Origin of the sequence: Pseudomonas retamae, from assembly GCF_043496865.1 — a bacterium.
Taxonomy (GTDB): Bacteria; Pseudomonadota; Gammaproteobacteria; order Pseudomonadales; family Pseudomonadaceae; genus Aquipseudomonas; species Aquipseudomonas retamae.
This window is the reverse complement of sequence record NZ_JBIEIL010000005.1, coordinates 278,221-301,141: the sequence shown is the minus strand read 5'-3', so window position 1 is coordinate 301,141 and position 22,921 is coordinate 278,221. Positions and strand designations below refer to the sequence as shown.

Below are 22,921 nucleotides of genomic sequence, written 5' to 3'. Positions count from 1 at the left end.
TTCTCCGTGCCGCCATTTTGGCGGCAGGGCTGCGCGTGGACGATTGAAAAGGAGGTCATGTATGCCCACACCGATCCAGCAGCCGTCGCAACTGTTTACAGCCATCGCGACGACACTGCGCAACACCGCCGGTCTCAACCTCAATGTCGGCGGTCACGATGACTTCACAGCGGCGGGCGATCAGGCCTGGATACTGATCGACTTTGACCGAAATGCGTCCGGCGTGCGCGCCGCAGATGGGCGTATCGCTCATGTAATGACGTTGTCACTGCAAGTCGTACCGGCGCTTTCTGCGACCGCATTTGCCGCCTGCGATCTGATCGCTGTGCTGAAAAACCTGATCACCGACAACCGCTGGGGATTGCCCGGCGATCAATGCGATCTGCCCACGAATATCGATGGATTGCCCTCGTTGCTCATTCGCGGTGATCAGCCATACAAAGCCTGGACCCTGACCTTCGAGCAGACCCTCTACCTCGGCCCGACCCTGCTCGACGATCCGCTGGGCATTCCGAAATTCGCCCGAACCTGGGAGGTCAGCAACATCGACGACCCCGACCAATACACCGCGCTGGAGGCCTGACCGATGTTCGATGCACTACTGCGCATGCAACTGGGCCCGATCATCGAGCGCCTGGCGGAAATGGAAGCGGACATCGAAGACCTGCATCGCCGCGCCGAGAGTTTCTGTCGGATCGGCCTCTGTCAGAGCGTCGATGCCGCCAGCAATACTTGCACGGTCAGCCATGGCGGTTTGCTCACTCCGGCGATCAGGTTCTTCAACCCCAGCGCTGGCGCACAAAGCGAATCGCGCATCCCGTCGGTGGGCGAGCAATGCCTGCTGTTCAACTACGGCAGCGGCGAAAGCGGTGCGCAGAGCGTGGCCTTGTTTGGCTTGAACAGTGACCGCTTTCCACCCGCCGCCACGGTGCCGACGCTGACCCGTCGAGTGCATCAGGACGGCAGCGAAAGCGGTTACGACGACGCCACTCACACCTTGCACTGGCAAAACGGCCCGGCGGCGTTCAGCGGTTCTCGCGAATCGCTTGAGCTCAGCATTGGCTCGGCGCGACTGGCGCTGACGCCACAAATGATCACTCTGCAACTGGGCGCCGTCGGCCTGAGCATCGACGCCTCGGGCGTGCACTTCAGCGGCCCGTTGGTCGACCACCAGGGCCGCGTCATCAGCCCTTGATTCAAGAGCCTTCCCATGATCGGAATCGATAGAGACAGCGGGGCCACGGTCGACGACTGGCTGCAGTTTGTGCAGCGCGCGACCCGAGCCCTGACCACGCCGCTGGGCACCCGGCAAAAACGGCCCTTGTACGGTTCGCTGATCCCCACGCTGCTGGGGCAGAACCTCGGCGACGACGTGCTGCTGCTGGCGCAGAGTCACGCAGCGCAAGCGTTCTACAACGTGCAGAACGGCATCGGCGATTTTCAACCGCAAGTGATCGTCGCCAGCCGTCAGGGCGCCGGTCTGCGCCTGCGTTTCGCCGGCACCTGGAAAAACCGCCAACAAACCTTCGAGGTCGTGACATGAGCATGTTGATTCCCGGCCAGAACCAATTGGCTGAACCGGCGTTGATCAAGGTCGACGCTTTCGAAGACTTGCTCGCGGAGTTCAAGGCCTTCGTCGTCGACTACGTCGCGGTGCGCTTGCCGGACAGCGCGATAAAACTCAAGACCAGCCTGGAAAACGAAAGCGAACTGCTGACCCTCGCCCTCGAAGCGTTCTGCGTGCGGCTGCAAACTCACGAGCGCAAATACAACGCCCGCATCAAGCAGATGCTGGCGTGGTGGGCGACCGGCAGCAATCTTGATGCGCGGCTGGCGGACATGGGCCTTGAGCGGCAGTTGCTCGATCCCGGCGACCCGGCGGCTTTTCCTCCGGTACCAGCGATTTATGAAAGCGACGAAGATGCCCGTCTGCGCTATTACCTGGCGCCCCATGCACCGGCGGCGGGCTCGCGCATGCAGTATCGGCGCGAAGTGTTCACCCTCGGCGAGCGGCCAAAAGTGAGCGTCGAATCCAGCGATGCCGGCGTGGTGAATGTCACGTACACGTTCAACCCGGACGGCCTCGCTGCGCAAGTCAAGGATGGTAACGGTCGCCGCACCGCGCCGGGCGAAGTGCAGGTCACGGTGCTTGCACGAGAGGGCGATGGCACCCCGTCCGCCGCCTTGCTTGACGGTGTGCGCGAACATTTCGCTCGACCGGATGTTCGACCGGAAACCGACCTCGTCACCGTCAAGGGCGCCGACATTCAGCGCTACAAGATACGCGTCGTGGCGAGGGTCAATTCCGGCCCTGATTCGGGCCTGACCAAGGTCGCCGCTGAACAACAATTGCAGGCTTACGCCGACAGTTGTCATCGCCTCGAAGGCCGGGTCGATCCGAGCTGGATCGACTACACGCTGCACAGCGCCGGTGCCGTGCAACTGCAGATTCTCGAACCGCTGACGCCGATCGTCACCACCGCGTTTCAGGCGCCGTATTGCACCGCGGTCGAAGTCGAGGTGCTGACCCTATGAGTGAGCAAACGCAACGCCCGACACTGCTGCCGGCCAACAGCTCGGCACTGGAGCGCGGGCTTGATCTGGGCTTCGGCGCCTTGCTCGATCGCATCGCGCCGCCGTTCCCCGAACTGATGAACCCAAGCGCCACCCCGGTGGCTTTCCTGCCGTACCTGGCGGCCGATCGCGGGGTCGCCGAATGGAGCAGCGATGCGCCGGAAGCGGAAAAACGCCTGACCGTCGAACTGGCCTGGCCCACCGCACGCCAGGCCGGCACTCGCAAGGCGCTGGAAAACGCCGCCAAGGGTTTGCAACTGCGCCCGGAAATCCGCGCCTGGTACGAACAGACACCGCCCGGCGCGCCCTACAGCTTCTCAGTGCGCGCCTTCACCGAACAACCCTACAGCGAAGTCATCGACGCCCGTCTCGACCGACGCCTGGCCGATGCCAAAAGCGAACGGGACATTCTCTCGGTGTCGGTGGGCTTGAGCGCGTTCGGCAATCACGTCATCGGCGCCGCGACGTTCTGCGGCGAGCTGACCACGGTTTATCCGGTGTTCATCGAAGGCCTGGAAACTTCTGGCGAGGCGTTCATGGCCGGCGCTTTGTACACCGTCGAAACATCCACTATTTATCCTCAGGGGGCCTGAATGGCTGACTATTACACCCTGCTCACCAACGCAGGGATTGCCTACGAAACGGCGTGCAAGGCCGCGGGCACGCCGATCAAGTTGACGCAGATTTCCGTCGGCGACGGCGGCGAGGGCGGGGTCTACAACCCGGCCGCAACCGCAACCGCGCTCAAACGTGAAGTCTGGCGCGGACCGCTCAATGCGTTGTTCCAGGACGAGAAAAACCCTAGCTGGCTGCTCGCCGAAGTGACCATTCCACCGGATGTTGGCGGTTGGTATGTGCGCGAAGCCGGGCTGTGGACCGACACCGGTATTCTCTACGCCATTATCAAATATCCGGAGTCGTTCAAGCCGATTCTTGCCAACTCGGGGTCGGGTAAAGAGTTTTATATTCGTTCGATTTTCGAGACGAGCAATGCGTCCTTGGTGACCTTGTTGATCGATGACACGGTGGTCAAGGCCACGCGTGCCTGGGTCATGAGCTATCTGGCCGAAGAGCTCGGCAAGCTCGACGGCAAACAATCGGTGCGGGTCGCGGCGACGGGCAACGTCGTGTTGAACGGCGCACAGCAGATTGATGGTGTGGCGGTAATCGCCGGCGATCGTGTGTTGCTGCCGAGCCAGACCTTGGCCAAGGACAACGGCCTGTGGATCGTTGCCAACGGCGACTGGCTGCGCGCGACTGATGCCAACAGCAATGCCAAGGTTACGCCGGGCCTGACGGTGATGGTCGAGGAGGGCACGGCGAACGGTGATTCGCTGTGGCACCTGACCACCAACGCGCCGATCACGCTGGGCACGACCGCGCTTAGCTTCAAGATGCTGGCCGGGCGTACCGGGATTGCTGCCGGGACTTATAAAAGTCTTACCGTCGATGAATATGGTCGCGCAACGGCCGGTGCCAATCCTGAAACGCTGGCCGGGTTTGGTATCAAGGATTCGTACACCAAGGCTGAAGTTGAAGCGCTGATTGCCAAGGCCTCGGCGTTGCCGGTGGGGTCGATTGTGGCGTTCCCGGTTGATGCGCCACCGCCCGGATTTCTGGAACTGGATAACAGCGTCAGGAGCAGCGCGACTTACCCGGACTTGAGCGCTTATCTGGGCGGCAAGTTCAACAAGGGTGATGAGGGGGTTGGTAATTTCCGGCTGCCTGAAGCGCGTGGGGAATTTTTGCGCGGTTGGGATCATGGGCGGGGTGTTGATAGCAATCGCGGTGTCGGCAGTTATCAGACAGATACTTTGCAAAACATAACCGGTGTCTTTGACGGCTATCTTGACATCACTTCGGCCAGTGGGGTCTTTGAGAAAAGTAACCTGAACACAGCGCCTAACCCCCTTAGCCAAAAAAATGCTTATCACGCGGTCACATTCGACGCTTCCAGAGTGGCGCGCACCTCTACTGAAACCCGCCCCCGCAACGTAGCCGTCATGTGGTGCATCAAGGCCTGGAATGCCCCTGTCAATCAGGGAAACATCGACGTAGGGGCGCTGGTCAAGGAAGTTTCACGGCTTGGATCTGCCGTACCGGTCGGCGCTGTAATGGCCTTTCCTACAGGTATTGTCCCGCCGGGTTTTCTGGAACTTGATGGCAGTGTGCAGAGCACTGCGATTTATCCGGATCTGGCTGCTTACCTTGGTACGAAATTCAACAAAGGCGACGAGGGCGCAGGCAACTTCCGGTTGCCGGACAGCCGTGGCGAGTTCATGCGAGGTTGGGACCACGGGCGAGGTGTTGATGCTGGCCGTGCGATCGGTACATATCAAGCAGAGGCCTTCGCCGCGCATAACCATCGTTATTTTGATGGTACTGCTGCGACCTTTGATCCTGCGGGTAATTGGCAGGGAGGGGCTATCAACGGCGCGGCAGCAAGCATTTCTGTTGGCGCTTTCCTTTCGCCGATAGACAACGGAACCACCATGCAAATGGTGAATGCAACGAACACGGTTAACACTGGCGGCGCTGAAACCCGCCCGCGCAACCTGGCGGTGATGTGGTGCATCAAGGCCTGGAACGCCCCTGTCAATCAGGGAAACATCGACATTGCGGCACTGACAGCGCTCGCACAGCAATCGACTGAGTCCAATCAAGGTACTGCAAAACTGGCCACGCAAGCGCAGACCGATGCAGGCGCAGATGACAAAACCATTGTCACTCCGAAGAAGTTGCGCTGGGGCTTTTCCGTATCCAGGGAACGCACTGGTTATCTCATGCTGCCAAGCTGGTTGGGCGGCGTGATCATCCAGTGGGGGACGATCAATGCAATCGGGGCAGGAGGACAAGTGAGCGTTACCTTTCCGATAGCCTACCCAGTGGCTCAGGCGATGACACTAGTCGGTAATAGCTCTTCGGCCGGCTCTACTTCAATCACCTCCACTCTATGCGTCATGTACGGTGGCCTTACGAGTTTCACTGTTTCCGCCATCGGAAGCAGCGGTCAACCGAACGGGCCATGGATTTCAGTTGGCTGGTAACAGGGAGATACCGATGTCTATTTTTTATGCCGCCTCGACTGGTGGCTTTTATGACGATGCTGTGCATGTCGCGATGCCTGACGATGCTGTTGAGATCACTGCAAAACTGCGCTCTGAACTTTTGGCCGGAGAAGCACAATCTCTCGTGATCGGCGCGGACGAAAACGGCCGACCCGTGTTGAAAAAGCTTGAACCTGACGTTCAAGCCCAGGCCTCCAGCGAGCGTATTTGGCGCGACAGTGAGATCGAAAGCATCAAATGGTTAAGAGAGCGTCACCGTGATGAAGTTGAAATGGCAAGCGCTACGACGTTGTCCGGTGAGCAATATGAAGCACTACTGAACTATCTGAAGTTGCTGCGCGATTGGCCGCAGTCTGAGGGTTTTCCAGACCAGCAGGCGCGGCCTGTTCGACCTGACTGGCTCGCATCGCAAACTCGCTAGAGCGCCCTGACTGCGAGGCGTTTTTCAATCCCATTCAACTGACCCAACACCCGCCAAAGCCCCTCCCCCGAGGGGCTTTCCCGTTTATGGAGAAACGAAAAATGGCAAACCGCCAAACCTACACCGTGCTCGTCCCGTTCCCCACAGGTCGTGGGCACTGGTCGAGCGTCGGTCAAGAGCTTGATCTGCTCGACGTCGAGGCCAGTGCCTTGCACAGCGCCGGGCGTCTGCAACTGAAAACAACTTCCACCCAGGCCAAAAAGGCCGCTGCCAAGAAGGCTGACTGAACATGGCTGAGGTTTTGAACTTCGAGCACAACGGCATTACCGTCAATGCCACCGAATCCCCCGAGGCCATGGGTGGCCTGGGTGACAACGTCATCGGTCTGGTCGGCACCGCGCCGAACGCCGATCCGCTGATTCCGCGGAACGCACCGTTCCGCATCAACAGTTTCACCACCCATGCGCTGCTCGATCCGAGCGGTGCGGAAGAGGGCACGCTGTACCACGCGGTCTACCAGATCCTCAAAGTGGTCAAGGTGCCGGTCTATGTGGTGATCGTCGAAGCGGGCGCGACCCCGGCCGATACGGTCAATGCGGTGATTGGCGGTGTCGAGCCGGCCACTGGCCGCAAGCTCGGTCTGGCTGCACTGGGCAGCGTCCCGGAAGACCTGACCATCATCGGTGCGCCGGGCTTCACCGGCAGCAAAGCGGTGGCCGGTGAATTCGCCTCGTTCGGCAAGCGCATCAAGGCCCGTGTGGTGCTGGACGGCAAGGACGTTTCGGTGGCCGATCAGGTGCTGTACAGCCAGGAACTTGGCGGCGCTGATCTCGGTTTCGACCGTTGCCTGGTGGTGCACAACATGCCTGCGGTGTACTCGAAAGCGGCGAAGAAAAACGTCTTCCTGTCGCCGTCCAGTCTGGCGATTGCCGCGCTGGCCAAGGTCAAACAGTGGGAGAGCCCGGGTAACCAGGTGACCTTCGCCGAAGACGTCTCGCGCGTCGTCGAATACAACATCCTCGACACCTCCACCGAAGGCGATCTGCTCAACCGCTACGGCGTCAGCTACTACGCGCGCACCGTGCTGGGTGGCTTCTCGCTGCTGGGCAACCGCTCGATCACCGGCAAGTTCATCAGCTACGTCGGCCTCGAAGATGCGATCAGCCGCAAGCTGGTCAAGGCCGGCCAGAAAGCCATGGCCAAAAACCTCACCAAGTCGTTCATGGACCAAGAGGTCAAGCGCATCAACGACTGGCTGCAGACGCTGGTTGCCGACGAAACCATTCCTGGCGGCAGCGTCTATCTGCACCCGGAACTCAACAGCGTCGAGAAGTACAAGAACGGCACCTGGTACGTGGTCATCGACTACGGCCGCTACGCGCCGAACGAACACATGGTTTATCAACTCAACGCCCGCGATGAAATCATCGAGCAGTTCCTGGAGGACGTTCTCTAATGTTTACCAACCGCGTAAGACAGGCCATCGCGGCCACTCTGCAAGGTTTGCCGCTGTCGGCAACCGTTGAAGAATTCACTCCGCCGAAGATCGAATTCGAGATGGAGAACATGACCGGCGGCCGTTTCATCATCGAAGAAATGGCCAAGAGTGCCAAAGCGCTGGGCGCCACGCTCAAGCTGCAAGGCATGGGTGCTGAAGTCATGCTCGCGCTGGGTGTGAAGCTGGGCGACGACATCCTGCTGAACGTGCGTGAAGCCGGTCAGGATCAGGACGGCAACACCTGGTTCACCTACCACACCGTGGGCGGCAAGCTGAAATCGCTGGCTGAAGATGCGGTGAAAATGGGCGGCAAAGCAATCACTACTCTTGAGCTGTCGTGCCGCACCTACAACCGCCTGGAAAACGGCGTGCCGGTGATCGACATCGACGTGCGTACCCAGAAGTTCGTGCTCAACGGCGTCGACATTCTCGGTGATGCGCGACGTGCGGTGCTGATGCCGTAATCCCCGGCACACACCAAACCCCTGTAGGAGCCAGCCTGCTGGTGATGAGGCCAGCACATTCAACATGGATGTGACTGCAAAACCGCCTTCGCGAGCAGGCTCGCTCCCACAGTGGGCCTGTGTGTCTGGCAGAAATTGAGTAACACCTGAAAATCACCAAGGAATTCATCCATGTCATGGACACCTCCCCAACATGAGCTGCTGTCGCCGATCACCGGCGACGACGGTTCGCAGATCGAAACCCTGCAGCTCAAACCGCTGTTCTACGCCGCACAGAAAGAAGCGCTGGAGCGCGCCGGCGATGACGAGGACGACCAGTTTTTCGAACTGGCGTTGCTCGCCACCGGCCTGTCGGTCAAGGAACTCGACCAGCTCAAACGCCCCGATTACGTGAGCATTGCGCGGTACGTTCACGAGATGTCGACACGTCCTGCCTCGTTCTTTCTGGAACAGGTCGAAGACGCCGAAAAGTCTGACGATCCTGATCAAGTGCAACTGCTGCAACCGCTCGCCATCACCGGCCGCACCGTGACCTCGCTGAGCCTCGAAATGCCCGCGCTGCGCGCGACCAAAGTGATGAAGAAACTGAAAACGGCCAAGGAACGCGCCGAATTCATCACCGCCCATTGCACCGGCCTGATGATCCCCGATCTGGCCCACCTGAGCGTGCCGGACTGGACGCAATTGCAGGTGCGCATCGACGATTTTTTAAACCAGCCGGCGGCCTACTTTCGGAACGCGACATCGAAGTAATCCTCGATATCGTCCCGCTCATTTACCCGGTAAGTGAAGCGGAGATTCTGGAATGGGACGCCGAAAAGGCGTTGCGCCGCTACGACATAGCGATCACTCGCCTTGGCGTGAAACAGGAGTAGAGCGGCATGGCAGAGAGTCAATATGCGCTCAGGCTGACCAGCATCAATGGCAGCACGGGGTTGATCGACACGGGCATGGACAGTGGGCACCCGGCAAGCGAAACGCTTGCCATACCGCTGGCAGAGTTGAAACTGGCAGTCGTGAATGTGAGTCAAGACATCCGGCTGCTGATCAAGGAACAGATCAAGCTTCGAGAGGTGCTGGCAGCACAGCAATCGCTTTCAAAGGTCAGTGCCCCGGCATCCACTGCCGCGAGCGAACCGACTTCCAAACCCAAGGCAGAGATGGAGCAACGGCCGCTTCCCGGTTTTCTCCAGTCTTCCGCGGCGCTGCAATCGGCCATGGCGCAGCTGCGGCAAATCCCGGATATTGGTCGCGACCTCAAGGGCATGGAGCAGGCCAATCTCGAGTTGACTGCAGAAAAAACGGTAGCGGCCAGTGGGGCCACTGTTGTCGATCTGGCTAACGTCGAATATGCCGCAGCGAGATCCGGTGTGGCGGCCAATCTCACCGGCGATGCCAAACAACAGGCACTGCTGGACTTCGGTCGCGACGCGGCGGTCAACGCAACGGCCTTCGGCATCGGGCTCAAAGACGCAGGAGAGATGCTGGCGGTCTGGCGCACCTCGCTGAAACTGGACCGTGAGCAAAGCCGCAATCTGGCTGACGCGACCAGTCATCTGGGCAAAAACTCTCTCAAAGCCACGGCCACCGATATCGGTTCGGTGCTGCAGAACTCCGGTGAGGCTGGCATCACGGCAGGCATAGCTCCCGAGCAACTGGCGGCCCTTGCGGCAGCATTGCTCAATGCTGATGTAGACAAGAACGGCGCCGGCAACGCGGTCAACACCATCAGTGCCGCGCTGGCCAAAGGCGCCAAGGGATCAGCCGCCGAGCGAGCTGCCTGGAAGTCACTCGGATTGCAGCCAGACACCCTCACTGACGATGTGCCGCAGACCCTGGCCACGGCGCTGCAAGCGCTGCAGAAAAAACCGGCCACTCAGCAATCAGCGCTGCTCAAAACCTTGTTCAACGGTGATGAGGGCGTGCGCAAACTGCTCGAAAAACCGCAGGAGGTCGACAAGGCATTTTCGCTGATAACCAGCAAAAAGCCTGTCGATAGCCAGTCAGCACTGCTGAAGTCGCTGTCCAGTGGCAGGGAAGGCGTGCGGTCGCTGATGGACATGTCGGGCGGCACGCAGACGGCACCGTCACCGTTGTCTCTTCAAGGGCCGACGCACAGCCTTGAACCGCAATACAAAGGTTCGGTGCAACGCGCGGCGAGCGAGGCGCAGGACACCACTCAATCGAGTGGTTACGCCTTGAACGCCAGTCTCAATCGTTTGGCGATAGCCGTGGCGCCGAATGCCGGCGCGAGCATGGACTTCATCACCGACAAGATTAACGGTGTGGCCGAGGTGGCTGAAGGCAACCCCAAAACGGCGTCGGTTCTGGCGGCGGCAGCGGCCGGGCTTAGCGCAATTGTTGCACTCTTGCTGGCAAAAGCTGCCGATAACTTCAGTGGCATGGTGCTCAAGAGCGCTGCGGCCAGGCTTCCAGCAGGCCTTGGCAAATGGATTGCCGATCTGCCCAAAGCCGAGCCGGCTGCGGAACCGAATGATGAGTCACAAAAGGGCTCTCCAGCCAAGAAAAAGCCTGCGGGCTTGGGCTCTCGTGTAGCAAGTACAAAGCCGCGGACTGGACGCAAGGGTCGTGGCCGAGCCGCCGCCTCACGCGGCAATGACCTCACCCGTGCGCCTGAAGTCGCGTCTCCCTCGCTGCCTGGCAGTGGATCGATGCCCGGCGGCCTGATGTCATTCAGCGGATCAATGCCCGGGGGCCTGATGTCGTTCAGCGGCTCATCGGCGCTGCGTCCGCCGGTTGCGGCTCAGTTGTCCGGGGCGTATGCCAAGGCTGGTTCATTGCTCGCCAAAAGAGCGCCACCTTTGCGCTTGCTCAGTGCCGGTTATGAATTGGTCAACGGCGTTAGGCAGGGCGATACCCGCGCGATGGTTTCGTCTGGTGCATCGTTGGCCGGATCGTCGGCTGGCGCCGCTGTCGGTGCAGCGCTGGGCACTTTGATCCTGCCGGGTGTGGGGACGGCAATTGGTGGCTGGCTGGGAAGCATGGCAGGGGGTGCGATAGGCGAATCACTGGGCGACAAGCTGGGGACGCAAGTCGATCGGCTCGGCTCTCCCGAACAGGTCAGCAAAGAGCTGACGGCGAATCCGGCAACATCTGCCGGCGCAGCCGCCAGTCAGCCCGTCACATTCAATTCCACCATCAATATCACTGGTCAGGATCTGGCCAGCGCTCAGGCGCTCGCCAATCTGGTGGTGCAAACAACGATGGGGCAATTGGGCCAGATCATGCCGTCCAACCTCCTCGCCACACGCCGCGACGCAGCCCTCACCGATGGAGCCGCCACATGAAACAACAAATGGCACTGGGCAGTTTCATCTTCGGCCTGTCGCGCGACTTCGCGTATCACTCGCTGGCGCGCAAGTCGGACGGTGGCTGGACCGAGATACAGATCCTCACCAGCAAACCCAAATCCAGTCAGGCCGGACAAAAACCGCAAACCCTGACCATCACCGGCAAATCGATGTACGCCGTGGCCATGGACCGGCTCGATGAACTGCGCGCCTTGCAGGCACTGCGTACGCCGTTGCCGCTGATCGATGGCATCGGGCGCAACTGGGGCCTGTGGCGAATCAGCAATATTTCGGAAAGCCAAAGCCAGATCATCGATGACGGTACGGCGATGGTGGTCGATTGGGTCATCGAACTGGCGGAGTTCAATAATGCGTAAGGTACGAAGCGTGGCCGGTGATTCGGTGAATCTGTTGCTCTACCGCGAAACCGGGCGCAGCGATGATGCCGCTGAAGAAGCCCTGTGGAAGCTCAATCCGAGCTTGGCCGAACACCGCCCGGTGTTGCCCGCGGGTGTCTGGATCGTACTGCCGGAACTCGATGCGCAACCGGCAGCGATCAAACCGCTTTCAGCTTGGGATTAAGGAGGTTGCATGGCATTGGGATTTACGCCGGCGGTCAACATTTACGGGGCCAACTCAGCGCTGCTCAATCAGCGCCTGATCAGTTGGGAGCACATTGATGCGGCGGGTATCGAGTCCGATCAGCTGACGCTGACCATCGATCTGGAAGGTCTTGAAGGGCTGCCGAACCTGGGCGGGAAAATTGGCCTGCAAGTTGGCTATCGGGAAAGCGGGATGGTCGATAAGGGGCAGTTCAAAGTGACGCGCCTGACACCGACGCTGTTTCCGTTTCGCCTGACCCTGGTCGCTACGGCGGCGCCGTTCAGCGCCGCTGACGAGACCGGTTTCAAAGTGCGGCGTACCGCCAGTCATGGGCCGATTACGCTGGGTGGATTGTTTCGTCAACTGGTCGAGCGGCACGGCTTTTCGCCACGTGTCGCGCCTGAAGTTTCGTTGATCAGGCTTACCCACGTCGACCAGTCCAACGAAACCGACATGGGCTTTCTGACGCGCCTGGCGAAAAAGTACAACGTGGTCGCCAAACCCTACGGCGACGTCTACGTGCTGGCCCGTCCGGGCCAGACCAGATCATTGTCGGGGCAAGTGTTGCCCGACGTGCGGTTGTCGGTCACCCACAACAATCGCCCCGGCGACGCGGCGTTCATCAGCGCCACTCTGGAAGAGTCTGCCCGCGAGCAGGCCAAGGGCTGCAAGACCTGCTTCTGGGACGCGGCGGCGGGGATCTTGCGTTGGGTGGAAAGCGGCGTTGCGCCGTTCAAGACCCTGCGCCAGAAACAGCCCAGCGAAGCCGACGCCATCGCGGTCGGAGAGGGCGAAGTGCGCAAGATGCTGCGCCAGAAGTACAAGGTGAAGATCACCTGCCCGGGCAACCCGCTGCTGGCCGCCGAAGGCCTGGTGCTGCTCGATGACACTTGGCCGGATTTCATGCGTGGGCGCTGGTCGATCGACAAGGTCACCGCCAGCGGCAATCGCGAAAACAGCTATCGCTGCCTGATCGATGCGAGCGGCCTCGATCCGAAGGCTGAATCCAAAGACTGATCCCCCCTGTGGGAGCGAGCCTGCTCGCGAATGCATTCTGTCATTCAAAAGAACCATCGACTGACACACCGCTTTCGCGAGCAGGCTCGATCCACATTGGGTCCTGCGCAATTCTCCTCATTGTGGAACACCCCCATGAAGATCACCCCGATCCTCACGCAGCTGCGTGGGCAATGCCCTGGGCTTGCCAATCATATTTCGGTGGGCGTCGATCTGGCCTTGCTGCAAGGCAACGCGGATTTGCCGACACCCTCGGCCCACGTGCTGCCAATCGCCGATCTGGCCACCACCGGCACCGCCCAAAACCTCAACACCCAACCGATCCGCGACCGCTTCGAAATCGTCCTCGTGCTTGACGCCAGCGACGCGACAAAAGCGCTGGATCTGTTGCATGAGCTGCGCGCCGAACTGTGGCGCGCACTGGTGGGTTTCAAGCCCGATTCCGACTACAGCGCCATCGTTTATGACGGCGGCGAACTGGTCTCGCTCAACAGCAGCCGCGCGTTTTACCGGCTGCGCTTTTTTGCCGAGTTCCAGCTCGGCCGCAATCTGCCGAGTCAGCCTGCGCAGAGCTGGCATGAACGCGAACTGGACGGTTTGTCGTCCTTTACCGGGGCCACTGTGCGGGTCGATGCGATCGATCCGGCCGACCCCAACCTGCAACGCCCGGGCCCCGATGGGCGCGTGGAAATGACTTTCTCTGGAGACGTAACCCCATGAGCAACCGCATCACTGTGCTACCGGCCGCCGGCCGCGTCGTACCTGACCCAGAGGCCGGCGATCTGCTGCCGCCAGAAGGCCGTGAAGTGCCGGACAGCGCCTGGTGGCGCCGCCGTCTGGCCGACGGCGACATCACCCTCAAAACCGCAACAGCCAAACCAAAGGGAGCCAAATAATGGCGATCGGATTCAGCAACATCCCGGCGGACATCCGTGTACCGCTGTTCTATGCCGAAATGGACAATTCGGCCGCCAACAGTGCGACGTCGGCCATGCGCCGCTTGATCGTCGCACAGGTCAACGACAACATCGCCCCGAGCGAAGTCGGCAAGCTGGTGCTGGTCTCCAGCGTCGCGCTGGCAAAAAGCATCGGCGGTCAGGGCTCGATGCTCGCCTCGATGTACGAAATTTTCCGCAAGGCCGACCCGATCGGTGAGATCTGGTGCCTGCCGCTGCATAACGCTGAAGGCGCGATCGCCAAAGGCGTGCTGACCCTGACCGGTGCCGCCACTCAGGCCGGCGTGCTCAACCTGTATATCGGCGGCGTGCGGGTGCAGGCCACCGTGGTCAACGGTGCTACCGCCACGCAAGCAGCCACCGCCCTGGCACAGAAAATCAACGCCACCGCCGACCTGCCAGTCAGTGCTGCCGCTGCCGAAGGTGTAGTGACACTGAGCGCCAAATGGACCGGCGACAGCGGCAACGACATCAGCCTGCAATTCAATCGCCTGGGCAAGAGCAATGGCGAAGAAACCCCGGCCGGCCTGACCACTGCGATTACCGCCATGACCGGCGGCGCCGGCGTGCCGGATCAAGTGGCTGCGGTGGCGGCACTGGGCGACGAGCCGTTCGAATTCATCGCACTGCCGTGGTCCGATCTGTCGACCCTCAACACCTGGCAAGCGGTCATGGATGACAGCACCGGTCGCTGGTCGTGGGCCAAGCAACTGTTCGGTCACGTCTACAGCGCCAAGCGCGGCACTGTCGGCACACTGGTCGCAGCAGGCCAGGCGCGCAACGACCAGCACATGACCATTCAGGCGCTGGAGCCGGGCGTTCCGCAACCGTTCTGGGTCCAGGCGGCGGCACTGGCGGCGCGCACCGCGGTGTTCATCTCGGCGGACGCCAGCCGTCCGACGCAAAGCGGCAGCCTGCCGGGTGTTGATCCTGCACCGGCGAGTGAGCGCTTCACCCTGACCGAGCGGCAGTCGCTGCTCAACTACGGCATCGCCACCGCGTACTACGAAGGCGGCTACGTGCGCATCCAGCGCTCGATCACCACCTACCAGAAAAACGCTTACGGCCAGGCCGACAACTCCTACCTGGACAGCGAAACCATGCACCAGTCGGCGTTCATCGTGCGCCGTCTGCAAAGCGTGATCACCAGCAAATACGGGCGGCACAAACTGGCGTCCGACGGCACCCGTTTCGGCGCCGGCCAGCCGATCGTCACCCCGGCGACCATTCGTGGCGAGCTGATTGCGCAGTACGCCAAGCTCGAACTGGAAGGCCACGTCGAGAACGCCGAGCTGTTCGCCGAGCACCTGATCGTCGAGCGTGACGTGCAGGACCCGAGCCGCGTGAACGTGCTGTTCCCGCCGGATTACATCAACGGTCTGCGCGTGTTCGCACTGCTCAACCAGTTCCGTCTGCAATACGACGACGCGGCTTGATCGCCGTCGTTTTCGCCAGGCTTTCGGCCCACCTCGCGTGGGCTTTTTCATTCAAGGGAGTAACACCATGGGTCAACTGATTGCAGGCACCTGCTACGTCAAGGTCGACGGCGCACAACTGACGATCACTGGCGGCTGCGAAGCCCCGCTGATGGCGGTCAAACGCGAAACCGTCGTGCCCGGTTTCTACAAGGAAACCGACATCGCACCGTCGTTCAAAGTGACTGCGCTGCACACCGCCGATTTTCCGCTGAAGAAGCTGATCGAAGGCACCGACATCACCGTCACCTGCGAATTCAGCAACGGCAAAGTCTACGTGCTGGCCGGCGCCTATCTGGTCGAAGAACCGCTCTCCAAAGGCGATGACGCCACCATCGAACTGAAATTCGAAGGCATCAAGGGGACTTGGCAATGAGCGGCGCTGTGAAGCTTCAGGTTGCGATCGAAGCTCACGGCGAGCCCCTGACCGAACTCGTCCTGCGCCGCCCGACGGTGCAGGAAGTGCGAGCGATCAAGGCGCTGCCGTACAAGATCGACAAGAGCGAAGAAGTCAGCCTCGACATGGACGTGGCGGCCAAATACATCGCCGTCTGCGCCGGCATTCCGCCGTCGTCGGTCAACCAGCTGGATCTGGCTGACCTCAACGCGTTGAGCTGGGCCGTTGCGAGTTTTTTCATGAGTGCGGCGTCGGCGCCATCACCGACCTGATCGCCGTCGCCTATGACCTGGCCTGGTTCTGGAAGGTTGACCCCGAACAGATGATGGCCAGGCCACTGGATGTGCTCCGCGAATCGCTGGAGCACGCGCAACGGATCAATGCGATGCAGCAGGTGCAGTGATGGCAGACGAAGAGAAGAAAACCCCGAAACCGGTGCTGATCACCGGCATCGATGAACTCTCGCCCAAACTCGGCGCCCTGCGCGTGAAGGTCGAGAGCTTCAAGAACAATCTCGAACAGACCGGCCTCGGCAAACTGGACATCAGTGGTCTGTTCAAGGGCGGCAGCGTGATCACGCCGTTCGTGGAAGGGATCAAGTCGGCGGCGGCGTTTCAGGGCAAATTGAATGAGGTCAGCGACACGGCGAAAACCGTCGACCTGCCCGCCGCACCGAAAGCCGCCGCGCAGAACATGAATGTGTTCAGTGCCTCGATGGAAAAGGTCTCGGCCTCGGTCGACGCCGCGCTGGTGCCGGCCGTCGGGGCGCTGGTGGTCGGTCTGGAACCGGTGCTGACCCAGGTCGGCAACCTGCTCGCTGACAATCCGCAACTGGTCGAAGGCCTGGCGGCGGGGGCTATCGCCTTTTCGGCGATGCAAACCGCAGTGACCGGCGCCACGCAAGTTTTCGACGTGATGAGCATGGTGCTCAAGACCAACCCTATCATGCTGATCGCCATGGGCATTGCCGTGGCGGCCGGTTTGATTGTGGCCAACTGGACGCCGATCAGTGCGTTCTTCAGCGGAATGTGGGAAGGCATCAAAAACGGCGGGGCGCGGGCAATGGCCACGTTGCGCTCGGTGCTCGACTGGCGACCGCTGGCCGCATTGGCGGCGCTGTGGGAACCGCTCGGCGGGTTCTTTGCGGGCGTCTGGGACAAGGTCAAAGCCGTCACTGCGCCGCTGACGGATTTCTTGCGATCGGTGTTTTCCTGGTCTCCGGCCGGCATGATCATCGAAAACTGGGGGCCGCTGACCGGCCTGTTCGCGGCAATCTGGGAATTGCTCGAGGCCTTGAGTGTGCCGGTGATGGCATTTCTCAGAAACCTGTTCGACTTCTCGCCGATGCAGATGATTACCGAGGCGTGGGGTGGTGTTGTCGCGTTCTTCGAGCCGATGTTCACGACGCTGCAATCGGCCGTACAAAGCACCCGGGATATTTTGCTGACGCTGTTCGATTTTTTCCCGATGGACATGCTCACCAGCGCCTGGGGTGGGATTGTCGGGTTTTTCGAACCAATCTGGATGGCGCTGCAAACGTCGGTGCAACAGGTCAGAGGCTTTTTCACTGACTTGTTCGAGTGGTCGCCGCTGGAGCAGATTGCCCAGTATTGGCAGCCGATCGGTGAGGTCTTTTCGGCGATCTGGGGCGTCGTGCTGGCGCTGTCCGCGCCGGTCACGGATTTTCTGCACGGCCTGTTCGACTGGAAACCTCTGGATCAGATCATTGAAAGTTGGGGCCCGATCACCGAATGGTTCGGCGAGTTGTGGCAAAAGCTGCAGACCGTCATCGCGCCGATCAAGGAATTGTTCGACGGCGGCTTTGCCGGCTTGATCGCCAAGGTCACCGGCAAGGTTGAAACGCTGACCCAGGCGCAACGCCAGACCAATACCGAAGGCAAGGGTGAACTCGCACCGGCATTCTTCGGCGCCAGCCCGGCGACTGCCGGCAATGGCACTTTGCAAGGCGGCTCATTGCCGCAAAGCTCAGGCGCGCTGATTCAACAAAGCGCGATCAACAACCGCACGCAACTCGAAGGCGGCCTGACCGTGCGCTTCGAAAATGCGCCGGCAGGGTTGCGCACCGAACAACCGCAAACCAATCAACCGGGCCTGGCCGTGGCGTCGCGTATCGGCTATCGCTCGCTATCGATGGGAGGTTCTCAATGAACTGGCGTGACCGTTTGTTGCCAGCATCCTTTCGCGGTGTCGGCTTCTGGATCGACCAGGCGAAAACCCCGGTCGGTCGCAAGGGGCAATTGCACGAATACCCGCAACGTGACCTGCCGTATTTCGAAGACCTTGGCCAGCAGGCGAAGATTCACGACATCACCGCGTTCATCGTCGGCGCCGATTGCCTGGAGCAGCGCGACAAGCTGCTCAAGGCTTTAGAGGCGGGCAGTGGCGAGCTGGTGCATCCGTGGCTCGGTCGTTTGCAGGTCAAGGTCGGCGAATGCGACATGACCCACACCCGCCAGGACGGTGGGCTGGTGACCTTTGCGCTGAAGTTCTATCCCGATAAACCGTTGCCGTTTCCTACCGCGACCGTCAGTACTCAGAAAGTGCTATTGGCCAAGGCTGATACCTTGCTCGGTTCGGCAGTGGCGCGCTTTGAACAGGCGATGACGCTGATCAAGGCTGCGCGGATTGGCATCGCCAATCTGCGCAACAGCCTGACCGGGGTTTATGAAGTGATCAAGGAACAGCTCAAACCGCTGATCGAGCAGTACCGGCAGATCACCGAACTGGTCAAAGCCGTGAAGGAGTTGCCCAAGGAAGTGGCGGCAGAGTTCAAAGGCTTGCTCGGCGATATCAAGGAGCTGAAGGCGTTCGCGAAGGAGGGTTACCGTGGCGTGATTGCCGACGTGTCGCAACAACTTGAAGCCATTCGCAAGGCCGATGCGCCGAAGCTCACCACTGGCAAGGACACCAACGCGGCGGCGCAAGCCATGGCCGATCTGGTGCAGGACACGCTGCTGGTGAAAGTGGCGCAATGGGTGGCGTCGATGCCGGTCGCGAGCCCGGCGGTAAAACTCCTTTCGACCCCTTCGGTAGCGCATCAGGCGGATCAATCGGTGACCCGTCAGGAAGTGCCGGTGACCGAGGAAATGAAAGCGCTGCAGAAGGCCGTCGGAGCGGCGATTGACCCGATGCTCAACAAGGCCGATCCCAAGCATCATCAAGCCATCAACGATGTGAAGGAAGCGCTGCTTGCGCATCTCAAGGCCGTGGCGTCTTCCGGTGTGCGACAGGTCAGCAAATCGTTCCAGGAAAGCCTGCCCGCACTGGTGGTGGCCTACCGGCAATTTGCCGATGCCACGCGGGTGACTGAAGTGACACAGAGCAACGCGATGAACCATCCGGGCTTTGCCCCCAACGACGTCAAAGTCTCCAGGGAGTGAGCCATGAGCGAGATGGACAACCATGTCACGCTGACCGTCAACAACATGGAATACGGTGGCTGGAAAAGCGTGGAAATCAGTGCTGATCTGGAGCGCCAGTTCCGCACCTTCAAACTCGACATCACCTGGCAGTGGCCGGGGCAGACGGTGGATCAGCGAATCAAATCGGGTGATCCCTGTGAAGTGAAAATCGGCCAGGATCTGGTGCTGACCGGCTACGTGTTCAAGGCCCCGATCCGCTATGACGGCCGGCAGATCAGCCTGAGCATCGAAGGCAGTTCCAGGACTCAGGATCTGGTCGATTGTGCCGCCCGCAACCTGCCCAGCCAATGGCAGCAACAGCCATTGCTGAACATTGTTCAGGACTTGGCCAGGGAATATGGGTTGTCGGTGGTTAATGAAATCAGTGAAACCGCGCGGCTGGCCAAACACACCATCGTGCCCGGTGAAACAGCCTTTCAGTCGATCGATCGTCTGCTCTCGCTGCTGCGGGTTTTTTCTACCGACAACGAGCTGGGCCAACTGGTGCTGGCCAAACCCGGCAGTGGCGGGCGGGCCAGTGATGTGCTCGAACTGGGCAAGAATATTCTGTCCGCCAACGCGCCCATGGACTACAGCCAGGTGTTCTCCGAATACCGGGTGATCGGCCAGCAAAAAGGCTCGGACAAGCAGAGCGGGGCGGCGGTCAGCGAAGTCGAATCGACGGCCGCCGACCTGAGCTTCAAGCGCCGGCGCACCACGGTGATCAATGAAGGTACGCAATTGACCTTTGAACTGGCGCAGCAGCGTGCGCAATGGGAAAGCGCCACCCGCATGGGTCGGGCGCAGACCACCACCTATCAGGTGCAGGGCTGGCGTCAGGCCAACGGCGACCTGTGGCGGCACAACACTCTGGTGCGGGTGAAAGATTCGGTGCTGGGTTTCGATGGCGACATGCTGATTTCCAAAGTCACCTATTCGCTGTCGGCGCAGGGCTCGGTGACCACCTTGCAGGTGGCACCGCCGCATACCTTCGATGCTGATCCGACACCCCCGAAAAACCCCCAGACCTGACACCGAATTTTTCCTGACAACACCGGCCCCTGTGGGAGCGAGCCTGCTCGCGAAAGCGTCGGCAGCCCCGACATCTCAGCGCCTGACCCAACGCTTTCGCGAGCAGGCTCGCTCCCACATGGATCGCATTCAGGCCAATTTTTGAAGGACACCCCATGAGCCTACTGACACGCCTGCTGGCGCGCGGCACTGTCGTGCTCGCCAACTCGGCCTCCAAGCTGCAATCGCTGCAAATGCGCCTCACCGCCGGCGAAGTGAACGACGACCTCGAACACTTCGAACCTTACGGTTTCACCAGCCATCCACTGGCCGGCGCCGAAGGTGTCGTCACTTTCATTGGCGGTGACCGTTCCCATGCGATCGCCCTGGTCATCGCCGACCGCCGTTATCGCCTGCAATCGCTCGCCGCCGGTGAAGTGGCAATCTACACCGACGAGGGCGACCGGATTCATTTCAAGCGCGGGCGGATCATCGACATTGACACCGCCACGCTGAACATCCGCGCCAGCAGCGCGGTGAACTTCGATACGCCGGTGATCAACCAGACCGGCAAGATCGTTTCCTCCGGCGACCAGCTCGCTGGCGGCATCAGCCAGATCAACCATGTGCACGTCGGCGTTCAGGCCGGCAACGGTCAGACCGGCGCGCCGGCAGGAGGCAAATGATGCTGATCAGCCCGAACCTGCATGCTGCGCTGACCCGCGCGGTGCTGATCAGCCTGTTCACCTGGCGCCGCGCCGCCGATGACGACGCCCTTGATGACGAGGAGCGCTTCGGCTGGTGGGGCGACAGTTTTCCCACCGTCGCCGACGATCGCATCGGCTCAAGGCTGTGGCTGCTGCGCCGGGTCAAGCTGACCCGACAGACCCAGATGGACGCCGAGTTCTACGCCCGCGAAGCCTTGCAATGGCTGATCGACGACGGTCACTGCAGCGCCATCGACATCCTCAGTGAACGCCTCGACGCCCAGCGCCTGAACCTGCGCACGGTCCTGACCCTGGCCGATGGCGAACGTCTGGACATCAACCCCGATAACAGTTGGCAGGTGATCTATGCCGTTTGAAACCCCTTCGCTGCCGGTGCTGATCAAACGCACCCAAAGCGACCTGGCCGGCGATTCGCTGCGCCAGTCCGATGCGCAAGTGCTGGCCCGCACCCTCAGCGGCGCCGCGTATGGTCTGTACGGCTACCTCGATTGGATTGCCGAACAGATCCTGCCGGACACAGCCGATGAGTCGACCCTGGAACGCATCGCCGCACTGCGTTTGAACCAGCCGCGCAAACCGGCGCAAGTCGCCAGCGGCAGCGTCAGTTTCAGCGCCACGGCCGGCGCGCTGCTGGACCTCGACACGCTGCTGCAATCGAGCGATGGCCGCACCTACAAAGTCACCAGCGCACGCACTGCAATCAATGGCAGCAACACGACAACGATCGCCGCATTGGAGGCCGGCAGCCTTGGCAATGCCGATGCCGGGCTGGCGCTGACCCCGGTGCAACCGATTGCCGGTGTGGTCGGCAACAGCTTCGTCGTTCTGGCGCCGGGCCTCAGCGGCGGCGTCGCGCGGGAAAGTCTCGAATCGCTGCGCTCGCGGGTGATTCGCTCGTACCGGATCATTCCCCACGGCGGCTCGGCCGACGATTACGAAACCTGGGCGCTGGAAGTGCCTGGCGTTACGCGCGCCTGGTGCCGCGGCGGCTTTCTCGGCCCCGGCACCGTCGGTGTGTACATCATGCGTGACGACGATCCACAACCGGTGCCGAACGCCGAGCAACTGGCGCAGGTGCAGGCGTACATCGAACCGTTGCGCCCAGTGACCGCCGAGGTGCATGTACGTGCGCCGATTCAGGTGCCGGTGACCTATCGCCTGAAACTTACGCCGGACACCAGCGCCGTACGTGCGGCGGTCGAAACCCAGTTGCGCGATCTGCACAACCGCGAGGCCGACCTCGGCGAGGATCTGCTGATCAGCCACATTCGCGAAGCCATCAGCAGTGCTGCCGGGGAAACCGATCACGTGCTCAGCGCCCCGGTCGCCAACGTCACCGCCAAGGACAGCGAGCTGCTGACGTTCGGAGGCTGCGTATGGGGGGCATAAGAACCGCCGCGCAATATCAGGCGCAACTGCGCGCCTTGCTGCCCAGCGGCCCGGCGTGGGACCCGGAACGGGTGCCGGAACTCGAAGAAGTGCTGCAAGGCGTCGCCGTCGAACTGGCACGCCTCGACGCGCGCGCCGCTGACCTGCTCAACGAGATGGATCCGGCCGGCGTCAGCGAACTGGTGCCCGACTGGGAGCAGGTGATGAACCTGCCCGACCCGTGCCTGGGCGCCACGCCGCTGTTCGACGACCGTCGCCTCGCCGTACGCCGCCGCTTGCTCGCGGTCGGCAGCCAGGCCGTCGGCTACTACCTCGACATTGCCAAAAGCCAGGGCTACCCCAACGCTACCATCACCGAACACGAAGCACCCCGCATGGGCCGTGCCCGGTTCGGCTCGGCGCATTGGGGCACCTGGGAAGCGCAATTCATGTGGACGCTCAACACCGGCGGCCGCCTGCTGCTCGGCCGGCGTTACGGCGCGAGCTACTGGGGTGAGCGCTTCGGCGTCAACCCGGGCTCGGCGCTGGAATGCCTGATCCACCGCAGCGCACCGGCGCATACCAAGGTGCACATCAATTATGACTAG

27 protein-coding genes are annotated in these 22,921 nt (G+C 61.2%); all 27 read left to right on the top strand.

Features of this window, described 5'->3' with window-relative positions; translation table 11 throughout:
• Positions 1-61 precede the first annotated feature (61 nt).
• The 27 genes from ACGSLL_RS13160 to ACGSLL_RS13030 all read left to right on the top strand — a co-directional run bounded on the left by ACGSLL_RS13160 (position 62) and on the right by ACGSLL_RS13030 (position 22,921).
• A complete protein-coding gene (locus tag ACGSLL_RS13160) occupies positions 62-583 on the top strand; it encodes a hypothetical protein (RefSeq protein WP_394506408.1) in 522 nt (173 codons plus the stop codon).
• A 3-nt stretch (positions 584-586) separates the two neighbouring features.
• Positions 587-1,195: a phage baseplate assembly protein V gene (locus ACGSLL_RS13155; protein WP_394506406.1), complete on the top strand. Its 609-nt coding sequence runs from the start codon at positions 587-589 to the stop codon at positions 1,193-1,195.
• Between the two features lie 15 nt (positions 1,196-1,210).
• Positions 1,211-1,543 carry a phage baseplate protein gene (locus ACGSLL_RS13150; RefSeq protein WP_394506404.1) on the top strand — a complete coding sequence of 111 codons (333 nt, stop codon included), beginning with the start codon at positions 1,211-1,213 and terminating at the stop codon, positions 1,541-1,543.
• Entirely contained in the window at positions 1,540-2,535 is a 996-nt protein-coding gene (locus ACGSLL_RS13145) for a baseplate J/gp47 family protein (protein ID WP_394506402.1), read from the top strand. Before ACGSLL_RS13150 ends, ACGSLL_RS13145 begins: the two co-directional genes overlap by 4 nt.
• Complete coding sequence (locus ACGSLL_RS13140; RefSeq protein ID WP_394506400.1) at positions 2,532-3,167, top strand: phage tail protein I; 636 nt, start codon at positions 2,532-2,534, stop codon at positions 3,165-3,167. Before ACGSLL_RS13145 ends, ACGSLL_RS13140 begins: the two co-directional genes overlap by 4 nt.
• Entirely contained in the window at positions 3,168-5,621 is a 2,454-nt protein-coding gene (locus ACGSLL_RS13135) for a phage tail-collar fiber domain-containing protein (protein ID WP_394506398.1), read from the top strand.
• Positions 5,622-5,634: 13 nt separating this feature from the next.
• Positions 5,635-6,063 carry a phage tail assembly chaperone gene (locus ACGSLL_RS13130; protein ID WP_394506396.1) on the top strand — a complete coding sequence of 143 codons (429 nt, stop codon included), beginning with the start codon at positions 5,635-5,637 and terminating at the stop codon, positions 6,061-6,063.
• A 101-nt stretch (positions 6,064-6,164) separates the two neighbouring features.
• On the top strand, positions 6,165-6,350 hold the full coding sequence (locus ACGSLL_RS13125) for a hypothetical protein (RefSeq protein ID WP_110600113.1): 186 nt from the start codon (positions 6,165-6,167) through the stop codon (positions 6,348-6,350).
• 2 nt (positions 6,351-6,352) lie between these two features.
• The gene (locus ACGSLL_RS13120; RefSeq protein WP_394506393.1) at positions 6,353-7,519 is read left to right on the top strand and encodes a phage tail sheath protein; all 1,167 of its coding nucleotides are present in this window, start codon (positions 6,353-6,355) and stop codon (positions 7,517-7,519) included.
• The gene (locus ACGSLL_RS13115) at positions 7,519-8,025 is read left to right on the top strand and encodes a phage major tail tube protein (protein WP_186550242.1); all 507 of its coding nucleotides are present in this window, start codon (positions 7,519-7,521) and stop codon (positions 8,023-8,025) included. The genes ACGSLL_RS13120 and ACGSLL_RS13115 overlap by 1 nt, the downstream gene beginning before the upstream one ends.
• A 171-nt stretch (positions 8,026-8,196) precedes the next feature.
• On the top strand, positions 8,197-8,778 hold the full coding sequence (locus tag ACGSLL_RS13110) for a phage tail assembly protein (protein WP_394506390.1): 582 nt from the start codon (positions 8,197-8,199) through the stop codon (positions 8,776-8,778).
• Between the two features lie 182 nt (positions 8,779-8,960).
• Positions 8,961-11,333 carry a phage tail tape measure protein gene (locus tag ACGSLL_RS13105; RefSeq protein WP_394506388.1) on the top strand — a complete coding sequence of 791 codons (2,373 nt, stop codon included), beginning with the start codon at positions 8,961-8,963 and terminating at the stop codon, positions 11,331-11,333.
• Complete coding sequence (locus ACGSLL_RS13100; protein ID WP_394506386.1) at positions 11,330-11,713, top strand: phage tail protein; 384 nt, start codon at positions 11,330-11,332, stop codon at positions 11,711-11,713. The genes ACGSLL_RS13105 and ACGSLL_RS13100 overlap by 4 nt, the downstream gene beginning before the upstream one ends.
• Positions 11,706-11,918, top strand: a complete 213-nt coding sequence (locus ACGSLL_RS13095; RefSeq protein WP_394506384.1) for a tail protein X — start codon at positions 11,706-11,708, stop codon at positions 11,916-11,918. Before ACGSLL_RS13100 ends, ACGSLL_RS13095 begins: the two co-directional genes overlap by 8 nt.
• A 9-nt stretch (positions 11,919-11,927) precedes the next feature.
• Complete coding sequence (locus tag ACGSLL_RS13090; protein WP_394506382.1) at positions 11,928-12,956, top strand: phage late control D family protein; 1,029 nt, start codon at positions 11,928-11,930, stop codon at positions 12,954-12,956.
• A gap of 135 nt (positions 12,957-13,091) precedes the next feature.
• Positions 13,092-13,676, top strand: coding sequence for a phage tail terminator protein (locus ACGSLL_RS13085; RefSeq protein ID WP_394506380.1), 585 nt, complete (start codon positions 13,092-13,094; stop codon positions 13,674-13,676).
• Positions 13,673-13,852 (top strand): DUF2635 domain-containing protein, encoded by a 180-nt coding sequence (locus tag ACGSLL_RS13080; RefSeq protein WP_208938508.1) that lies wholly within the window; start codon positions 13,673-13,675, stop codon positions 13,850-13,852. Before ACGSLL_RS13085 ends, ACGSLL_RS13080 begins: the two co-directional genes overlap by 4 nt.
• Positions 13,852-15,348, top strand: coding sequence for a phage tail sheath subtilisin-like domain-containing protein (locus ACGSLL_RS13075; protein ID WP_394506377.1), 1,497 nt, complete (start codon positions 13,852-13,854; stop codon positions 15,346-15,348). Before ACGSLL_RS13080 ends, ACGSLL_RS13075 begins: the two co-directional genes overlap by 1 nt.
• A 67-nt stretch (positions 15,349-15,415) precedes the next feature.
• Positions 15,416-15,763, top strand: a complete 348-nt coding sequence (locus ACGSLL_RS13070; protein ID WP_394506375.1) for a phage tail tube protein — start codon at positions 15,416-15,418, stop codon at positions 15,761-15,763.
• Positions 15,760-16,056, top strand: a complete 297-nt coding sequence (locus ACGSLL_RS13065; RefSeq protein WP_007908778.1) for a phage tail assembly protein — start codon at positions 15,760-15,762, stop codon at positions 16,054-16,056. The genes ACGSLL_RS13070 and ACGSLL_RS13065 overlap by 4 nt, the downstream gene beginning before the upstream one ends.
• A 130-nt stretch (positions 16,057-16,186) precedes the next feature.
• Positions 16,187-17,953 carry a phage tail tape measure protein gene (locus ACGSLL_RS13060; protein ID WP_394506373.1) on the top strand — a complete coding sequence of 589 codons (1,767 nt, stop codon included), beginning with the start codon at positions 16,187-16,189 and terminating at the stop codon, positions 17,951-17,953.
• Positions 17,950-19,185 (top strand): DNA circularization protein, encoded by a 1,236-nt coding sequence (locus tag ACGSLL_RS13055; RefSeq protein WP_394506371.1) that lies wholly within the window; start codon positions 17,950-17,952, stop codon positions 19,183-19,185. Before ACGSLL_RS13060 ends, ACGSLL_RS13055 begins: the two co-directional genes overlap by 4 nt.
• A gap of 3 nt (positions 19,186-19,188) precedes the next feature.
• Positions 19,189-20,238 (top strand): phage baseplate assembly protein, encoded by a 1,050-nt coding sequence (locus ACGSLL_RS13050; RefSeq protein WP_394506369.1) that lies wholly within the window; start codon positions 19,189-19,191, stop codon positions 20,236-20,238.
• Positions 20,239-20,393: 155 nt separating this feature from the next.
• Entirely contained in the window at positions 20,394-20,903 is a 510-nt protein-coding gene (locus tag ACGSLL_RS13045) for a phage baseplate assembly protein V (protein WP_394506367.1), read from the top strand.
• The gene (locus ACGSLL_RS13040; RefSeq protein ID WP_093104150.1) at positions 20,903-21,301 is read left to right on the top strand and encodes a phage GP46 family protein; all 399 of its coding nucleotides are present in this window, start codon (positions 20,903-20,905) and stop codon (positions 21,299-21,301) included. The genes ACGSLL_RS13045 and ACGSLL_RS13040 overlap by 1 nt, the downstream gene beginning before the upstream one ends.
• On the top strand, positions 21,291-22,334 hold the full coding sequence (locus ACGSLL_RS13035; protein WP_394506364.1) for a baseplate J/gp47 family protein: 1,044 nt from the start codon (positions 21,291-21,293) through the stop codon (positions 22,332-22,334). Before ACGSLL_RS13040 ends, ACGSLL_RS13035 begins: the two co-directional genes overlap by 11 nt.
• Positions 22,322-22,921 carry a YmfQ family protein gene (locus tag ACGSLL_RS13030; RefSeq protein ID WP_093104145.1) on the top strand — a complete coding sequence of 200 codons (600 nt, stop codon included), beginning with the start codon at positions 22,322-22,324 and terminating at the stop codon, positions 22,919-22,921. Before ACGSLL_RS13035 ends, ACGSLL_RS13030 begins: the two co-directional genes overlap by 13 nt.

Coding starts and splice junctions, on each gene's coding strand:
- ACGSLL_RS13160 (WP_394506408.1), top strand. CDS start 62: ATGCCCACACCGATCCAGCAGCCGTCGCAACTGTTTACAGCCATCGCG.
- ACGSLL_RS13155 (WP_394506406.1), top strand. CDS start 587: ATGTTCGATGCACTACTGCGCATGCAACTGGGCCCGATCATCGAGCGC.
- ACGSLL_RS13150 (WP_394506404.1), top strand. CDS start 1,211: ATGATCGGAATCGATAGAGACAGCGGGGCCACGGTCGACGACTGGCTG.
- ACGSLL_RS13145 (WP_394506402.1), top strand. CDS start 1,540: ATGAGCATGTTGATTCCCGGCCAGAACCAATTGGCTGAACCGGCGTTG.
- ACGSLL_RS13140 (WP_394506400.1), top strand. CDS start 2,532: ATGAGTGAGCAAACGCAACGCCCGACACTGCTGCCGGCCAACAGCTCG.
- ACGSLL_RS13135 (WP_394506398.1), top strand. CDS start 3,168: ATGGCTGACTATTACACCCTGCTCACCAACGCAGGGATTGCCTACGAA.
- ACGSLL_RS13130 (WP_394506396.1), top strand. CDS start 5,635: ATGTCTATTTTTTATGCCGCCTCGACTGGTGGCTTTTATGACGATGCT.
- ACGSLL_RS13125 (WP_110600113.1), top strand. CDS start 6,165: ATGGCAAACCGCCAAACCTACACCGTGCTCGTCCCGTTCCCCACAGGT.
- ACGSLL_RS13120 (WP_394506393.1), top strand. CDS start 6,353: ATGGCTGAGGTTTTGAACTTCGAGCACAACGGCATTACCGTCAATGCC.
- ACGSLL_RS13115 (WP_186550242.1), top strand. CDS start 7,519: ATGTTTACCAACCGCGTAAGACAGGCCATCGCGGCCACTCTGCAAGGT.
- ACGSLL_RS13110 (WP_394506390.1), top strand. CDS start 8,197: ATGTCATGGACACCTCCCCAACATGAGCTGCTGTCGCCGATCACCGGC.
- ACGSLL_RS13100 (WP_394506386.1), top strand. CDS start 11,330: ATGAAACAACAAATGGCACTGGGCAGTTTCATCTTCGGCCTGTCGCGC.
- ACGSLL_RS13095 (WP_394506384.1), top strand. CDS start 11,706: ATGCGTAAGGTACGAAGCGTGGCCGGTGATTCGGTGAATCTGTTGCTC.
- ACGSLL_RS13090 (WP_394506382.1), top strand. CDS start 11,928: ATGGCATTGGGATTTACGCCGGCGGTCAACATTTACGGGGCCAACTCA.
- ACGSLL_RS13085 (WP_394506380.1), top strand. CDS start 13,092: ATGAAGATCACCCCGATCCTCACGCAGCTGCGTGGGCAATGCCCTGGG.
- ACGSLL_RS13080 (WP_208938508.1), top strand. CDS start 13,673: ATGAGCAACCGCATCACTGTGCTACCGGCCGCCGGCCGCGTCGTACCT.
- ACGSLL_RS13075 (WP_394506377.1), top strand. CDS start 13,852: ATGGCGATCGGATTCAGCAACATCCCGGCGGACATCCGTGTACCGCTG.
- ACGSLL_RS13070 (WP_394506375.1), top strand. CDS start 15,416: ATGGGTCAACTGATTGCAGGCACCTGCTACGTCAAGGTCGACGGCGCA.
- ACGSLL_RS13065 (WP_007908778.1), top strand. CDS start 15,760: ATGAGCGGCGCTGTGAAGCTTCAGGTTGCGATCGAAGCTCACGGCGAG.
- ACGSLL_RS13060 (WP_394506373.1), top strand. CDS start 16,187: ATGGCAGACGAAGAGAAGAAAACCCCGAAACCGGTGCTGATCACCGGC.
- ACGSLL_RS13055 (WP_394506371.1), top strand. CDS start 17,950: ATGAACTGGCGTGACCGTTTGTTGCCAGCATCCTTTCGCGGTGTCGGC.
- ACGSLL_RS13050 (WP_394506369.1), top strand. CDS start 19,189: ATGAGCGAGATGGACAACCATGTCACGCTGACCGTCAACAACATGGAA.
- ACGSLL_RS13045 (WP_394506367.1), top strand. CDS start 20,394: ATGAGCCTACTGACACGCCTGCTGGCGCGCGGCACTGTCGTGCTCGCC.
- ACGSLL_RS13040 (WP_093104150.1), top strand. CDS start 20,903: ATGCTGATCAGCCCGAACCTGCATGCTGCGCTGACCCGCGCGGTGCTG.
- ACGSLL_RS13035 (WP_394506364.1), top strand. CDS start 21,291: ATGCCGTTTGAAACCCCTTCGCTGCCGGTGCTGATCAAACGCACCCAA.
- ACGSLL_RS13030 (WP_093104145.1), top strand. CDS start 22,322: ATGGGGGGCATAAGAACCGCCGCGCAATATCAGGCGCAACTGCGCGCC.